This window comes from Mesorhizobium sp. M7A.F.Ca.US.006.01.1.1 (assembly GCF_003997935.1).
Taxonomy (GTDB): Bacteria; Pseudomonadota; Alphaproteobacteria; order Rhizobiales; family Rhizobiaceae; genus Mesorhizobium.
In genome coordinates this window covers 1-2,642 of the sequence record NZ_RZQL01000433.1, presented here as the reverse complement: position 1 = coordinate 2,642, position 2,642 = coordinate 1, and the positions used below count along the sequence as shown (strand labels likewise).

The 2,642-nt window shown below is 64.5% G+C and carries 3 protein-coding genes and 1 pseudogene; all 4 read right to left on the bottom strand.

Translation table 11 applies throughout. From position 1 onward, the window contains the following. Positions 1-149, bottom strand: a pseudogene (locus EN943_RS36425) (branched-chain amino acid ABC transporter permease); the annotation flags it as partial. Beyond that, positions 146-1,054 (bottom strand): branched-chain amino acid ABC transporter permease, encoded by a 909-nt coding sequence (locus EN943_RS36420; protein ID WP_127416549.1) that lies wholly within the window; start codon positions 1,052-1,054, stop codon positions 146-148. The gene EN943_RS36420 and the pseudogene EN943_RS36425, both read right to left, overlap by 4 nt. Continuing rightward, positions 1,051-1,797: an ABC transporter ATP-binding protein gene (locus tag EN943_RS36415; protein WP_127416548.1), complete on the bottom strand. Its 747-nt coding sequence runs from the start codon at positions 1,795-1,797 to the stop codon at positions 1,051-1,053. Before EN943_RS36415 ends, EN943_RS36420 begins: the two co-directional genes overlap by 4 nt. Then, the gene (locus EN943_RS36410) at positions 1,794-2,591 is read right to left on the bottom strand and encodes an ABC transporter ATP-binding protein (protein WP_127416547.1); all 798 of its coding nucleotides are present in this window, start codon (positions 2,589-2,591) and stop codon (positions 1,794-1,796) included. Before EN943_RS36410 ends, EN943_RS36415 begins: the two co-directional genes overlap by 4 nt. Positions 2,592-2,642 lie beyond the last annotated feature (51 nt).

The window sequence follows — 2,642 nt, the reverse complement described above, 5'->3', positions numbered from 1 at the left end:
GATGTGTAGGCGCCGATGGCAACGAAGCCGGCGAGGCCGACATTGAACAGCCCGGTCAGGCCCCATTGCAAATTGAGCCCCAGCGTGACCAGCGAGAAGATCAGCGCGGTGGTCAGGAAGAAGGCGCCGTAGCCGAGCAGGTCCATCAGCGTTCCCTCACACCAAACAGGCCGATCGGCCGCACGAACAGCACCGCCATCAGGATGATGAAGGAAACGGCGGCGCGCCACTCGGCGCCGATCAGCTGCACGGCACCGGCTTCGGCGAGCCCGATGATCAGGCCGCCGAGCACGGCGCCGGGGATGCTGCCGATGCCGCCGAGAATGGCGGCGGCAAACATCGGCAATAGCATGTCGAAGCCCATGAACGGGCGGATCTGGACCAGAATGCCGATCATCACGCCGGCCACGCAAGCGAGCGCTCCGCCGATGATCCAGGTGACGCGCACCACGCTGGCGACGTCGATGCCGACGATGCGGGCGAGTGCCGCGTTCTGGCTCAGCGCCTGCATCGAGCGGCCGGTCTGCGTGCGCGTCATCAACAGATGCACGCCGAGCACCAACACGGCGGTCAGCAGCAAAAGCGCAATCTGGTCGGGCGTAATGCGGATACCGAAGCCAACCGGCATGGCGATCTGGATCGCCCGGCTGAAATAGGTCGGCCGCGAGGTGAAGGTGAATTCGAGCAGGCTTCTCAGCGCCATCGAGGCACCGAAGCTCGCCATCACCACGATGATCGCCTGGCCTTGCGAGCGAAGCCGCGAAAACAGCACCTTGTCGAGCAGCAGCGCCAGCAAAGCGGTGAACACCATGCCGGCGACCAGCGCGACAATCAGCGGCCAACCGAAGGACAGCGGCGCGATCGGCGCCACCTTGCCGAATGTCGCGCCGATGGCGCTGACGACGGCCAGCGTCGCATAGGTTCCCCAGGCCATGAAGTCGCCATGGGCAAAGTTCGAGAAGCGCAGGATCGAATAGGTGAGCGTCACGCCGATGGCGCCGAGGCCGATCATCGAACCCGTCAGCAACCCGTCGACGACAAATTGCAGGCTCATGCCGCGCCTCCTCCGGACTTGAGCGGGCGCTGGCCGAGATAGAGTTCGGCCACCACCGGATCGTTCCACAGTTCGGAAGCGACACCCTCGTGCCGGTCCCTGCCTTCGACCAGCACATAGGCGCGGTCGCCGATGGCAAGCGCTGCCTTGGCGTTCTGCTCGACAAGCAGGATGGTGACGCCGGATTTGCGAATGCCGGCCAGCATCTCGAACACCATCGAGACGAACTTCGGCGACAGGCCGGCCGACGGCTCGTCCAGCACCAGCACCTTGGGATGGACGATCAGCGCACGCGCGACGGCGAGCATCTGCCGCTGCCCGCCCGACAGATTGCCGGCGGCCGTGCGGCGCTGGCGGACGAGGTCGGGAAAGGCTGCATACATTTCCTCGATGCGGGCAGGAATTTCGCGCCGCTCGAGGATGCCGCAGGCGACTTTCAGATTGTCTTCGACCGACATCAGCGGGAAGATGTTTTCGGTCTGCGGCACGAAGGCCAGCCCAAGCCGCACCATTGTGTGGGCTGGTGCGGCAGTGATGTCCTTGCCGTCCAGAAACACCGAGCCGCCGGTGATCGGGACAAGACCGGCGATGGCCTTGATGAAGCTCGACTTGCCGGCGCCGTTGGGGCCGAGGACGACGACGATCTCACCCTTGGCGACGGTGATCGAGGCGCCGCGCACGATCGGCACGCCGGGCTCGTAACCGGCTTCGAGGGCACAGACATCGAGAACGGTCTCGCTCATGCCGCGCCTCCGAGATAGGCCTCGATGACGCGCGGGTCGCGAGCGACTTCTTCCGCCGTGCCTTCGCTGAGCAGCTGGCCGCTCGCCATGACGAGGACACGGTGGCAAAGCCGCGTCACCATGTCGATGTTGTGCTCGATCAGCAGGAAGGTGATGCCGCGCGCGTTGATATCGTGGATACGGTCGATGATGACTTCGAGCAGCGTCGCGTTGACGCCGGCCGCAGGTTCGTCGAGCAGAATGATCGCCGGGTCTGCCATCATGACGCGTGCGAGTTCCAGCAGCTTGCGCTGACCGCCGGAAAGCACGCGCGCCGGCTCATGCGCGAGATGGGTGAGGGTGACAAGTTCCAGCAGTTCAAGCGCCTTTGTCCTGGCCGCCCTTTCCTGCGCCGCCACCCGCCATGGCGTGACGAAGTTGGCGAGCAGCTTTTCGCCGGCCTGGCCCTGTGCCGCCAGCATGATGTTTTCGATCAGCGTCAGATTGGGCAGCGGCCGCGGGATCTGGAAGGTGCGGCCAAGACCACGGCCGATGCGCAGATGCGCGGCTTCGCCCGAGACAGGCGTGCCGTTGAGAAGGATCTCGCCGCTGGTCGGCAATATGCTGCCGGCAAGCAGATCGAACATCGTTGTCTTGCCGGCGCCGTTGGGACCGATCAGGCCGAGGATTTCTCCCGCTTTGACATCAAACGAGACATCGTTGACGGCGACAAGGCCGCCGAACCGCCTGACGACATTTCTTGCCGTCAAAACCGGCGCGCGGGTTTCCCCTTGCCGTTTGGTTGCCTCGCTCATCAAACCCTCTGGCCGAAGACGATCGTTGCCGTCTCCTGATTATGATTTGTG

Bases quoted from the DNA above. Each gene is read 5' to 3' on its own strand.
- EN943_RS36410 (WP_127416547.1), bottom strand. From the start codon at position 2,591: ATGAGCGAGGCAACCAAACGGCAAGGGGAAACCCGCGCGCCGGTTTTG.
- EN943_RS36415 (WP_127416548.1), bottom strand. From the start codon at position 1,797: ATGAGCGAGACCGTTCTCGATGTCTGTGCCCTCGAAGCCGGTTACGAG.
- EN943_RS36420 (WP_127416549.1), bottom strand. From the start codon at position 1,054: ATGAGCCTGCAATTTGTCGTCGACGGGTTGCTGACGGGTTCGATGATC.